General features: G+C 53.6%; 4 protein-coding genes. All 4 read right to left on the bottom strand.

Annotated features, from left to right (window positions below; translation table 11 throughout):
• Window positions 1-176 precede the first annotated feature (176 nt).
• From ACOCD2_RS18090 to ACOCD2_RS18075, 4 genes are read right to left on the bottom strand one after another with little or no spacing between them, the layout of a single operon-like run.
• A complete protein-coding gene (locus tag ACOCD2_RS18090; RefSeq protein ID WP_293649964.1) occupies window positions 177-602 on the bottom strand; it encodes a DUF1841 family protein in 426 nt (141 codons plus the stop codon).
• A gap of 34 nt (window positions 603-636) precedes the next feature.
• Complete coding sequence (locus ACOCD2_RS18085; protein ID WP_293649963.1) at window positions 637-984, bottom strand: phenylpyruvate tautomerase MIF-related protein; 348 nt, start codon at window positions 982-984, stop codon at window positions 637-639.
• 7 nt (window positions 985-991) lie between these two features.
• Window positions 992-1117: a hypothetical protein gene (locus ACOCD2_RS18080; RefSeq protein WP_293649962.1), complete on the bottom strand. Its 126-nt coding sequence runs from the start codon at window positions 1115-1117 to the stop codon at window positions 992-994.
• A 5-nt stretch (window positions 1118-1122) separates the two neighbouring features.
• Complete coding sequence (locus ACOCD2_RS18075) at window positions 1123-1737, bottom strand: DUF4124 domain-containing protein (RefSeq protein WP_293815351.1); 615 nt, start codon at window positions 1735-1737, stop codon at window positions 1123-1125.
• Window positions 1738-1932: the final 195 nt, after the last annotated feature.

The following is a 1932-nucleotide window of genomic DNA, read 5'->3' as shown; positions in this document are numbered from 1 at the left end:
AGGCTTCCGCAATAAAGAGCGGTTTGCCAATGCCATTTACTTCCATCTCGGCGGGTTGGATCTTTACCCTGATGGGATTACTAGATGATGGGCGCCCACTCAATCAGGGGAAGAGCCAAATATTTTATGGTGAAAGTGAAAATAAGGGTTGACCAGAAACAGAGTATCTACAGCAGTCAAGGGGCTAGTTTTTTCAGGCATTCCAGGTACGCTTGCTCATCGGGTGCGCGGTTCTGCTGCTGGGCTTCCCAAAGGGCCAAACCCAGGCATTCCATCATGTGATGCTCTGCAGCATGCGCATCGCCAAGCTTGTTCCTGATCTTCTGATAGGTGTTGCGAATGCCGGCTGGCCGGTCGGTGCTGATCTGCTCAGCCAGACTGATATGCATGCCCATGTGCAGGAAAGGATTACTTTGCCCCTGCTCCGGCGTGAAATCCTTTTCCAGGGCATCTTCGGACTGCAATATGGCATGGTATTCAGGGTGTTGCCCGATGACGTTGGCAATCAGGGATTCCAGGGGTTCCATCGCCACGCCGGTCTGCTGCTTTTGCCATGCTTGCAGGTAATAACGTCGCAAACGCTGGCGATCTTGTCCAAACATGGGCGGCGAATGTCAGGCGAACTGGGGAGCAGGTTTAACCAAAGGTGCCTTTGTCCCAGCCCCACATGTGCCTGGCGGGGTTGGCAAACTCGATATAGATACGGTTGGCCGGAATGCGCAGCTGCCCGGTAATAGCGTCACAAAGTGCCGTGGAAAGCCCTTCGGTGCTGTCTTCCGGGAGGCCCAGGCTCTTGAGCCGGAGATGGGCGCAGGGTTCGTTGGTGCCGCCCATAAGCATAGGCTGGCCGCTCTGCAGCTGGACCATGACATAGCTCTCGGGCTTGCCCAGCAACTGGGCAACAAAGGCTGACAGTTTGATCAGTATCTGTTCCTGATGATCCGGGTAAATTTCCATATTGGTTGTAACGGTCAGTAAGGGCATAGGCCACCTATTTGCAGTTCTCATTGATTATTTTATTGAGTTTGTCGATTTCTTTTTGTCTTTCTTCGACAGTAAAGCGCTGATAGCTGCCATCGGGCAGCCCCCACAGTGTGTTGGGCGGTTTTTCCTGCATGCTTTTCAGGTTACTGCGCGCAACCTTGCATTTTTCAGCTTTCTGCTTTTTCTCCTGTGCGGCTTCCTGCTGCTTTTGCTTTTTTTCGTTCGCTGCCAGCCATGGAGAGCGAAGCGAAGGCTGGTAGACCCCAGTAGCCGCGAGGCCGCACTGCTTACCCGTCGTGCGCATAGCGCCAGAGGGGAAGCAAAGTAGGCATCCAAACGCGGCGTCCAGTCATTGGGAGGCAAGTACGGAGCAGCAACGAGCTTGCGAAGTTGTTGCGTAGTGCTGGGTGACCAGGACGGCTGGGGCACCAATAGGTTGTCAAAGGCCGAGTCGATTTTGGGGACTGGGATGTCCCAAAATCTATCACGAGGTCGAAGACACGCTTGTCTTTCCCTGGCAATATTGTCGAGCTGTTCCTGCAGCTTTTGGGTTTGCTGCTGAATCTGGCTGGTGTTCTCAGCAGGTGGCGGTGGTGGCGCAATGGGTTTTACCGGGCGGTTGTCCGGCGGTGGGGTCTGTGAATACACCACATCACCTTCGTCATCGGTCCATCGGTACATGCCGGCGAAGGCCTGTGATGTGACCAGAAAAAGGCCCAGCAATATACTTGGAAGAAAGGTTTTCCTTGGCATTGTTTTTCCCTTTTCAGCGGAAGTTGCTGCCTATGATAGCGGTTTAGAAGAATCCATCACAGAGCTGTATCACAGATTGACTATCGCTTCTGCCTTGAGTATCATGCACCGCCTTCACGGAAAGTGGAAGCAAATTCGGGGTATAGCGCAGTCTGGTAGCGCGCCTGCTTTGGGAGCAGGATGTCGGGAGTTCGA

The sequence above is a fragment of the Thiolapillus sp. genome, assembly GCF_048562965.1.
GTDB classification, from domain to species: Bacteria; Pseudomonadota; Gammaproteobacteria; order Chromatiales; family Chromatiaceae; genus Thiolapillus; species Thiolapillus brandeum_A.
This window is presented reverse-complemented; position numbering and strand designations above follow the sequence as displayed.

Coding starts and splice junctions, on each gene's coding strand:
- ACOCD2_RS18090 (WP_293649964.1), bottom strand. CDS start 602: ATGTTTGGACAAGATCGCCAGCGTTTGCGACGTTATTACCTGCAAGCA.
- ACOCD2_RS18085 (WP_293649963.1), bottom strand. CDS start 984: ATGCCCTTACTGACCGTTACAACCAATATGGAAATTTACCCGGATCAT.
- ACOCD2_RS18080 (WP_293649962.1), bottom strand. CDS start 1,117: ATGCAGGAAAAACCGCCCAACACACTGTGGGGGCTGCCCGATGGCAGC.
- ACOCD2_RS18075 (WP_293815351.1), bottom strand. CDS start 1,737: ATGCCAAGGAAAACCTTTCTTCCAAGTATATTGCTGGGCCTTTTTCTG.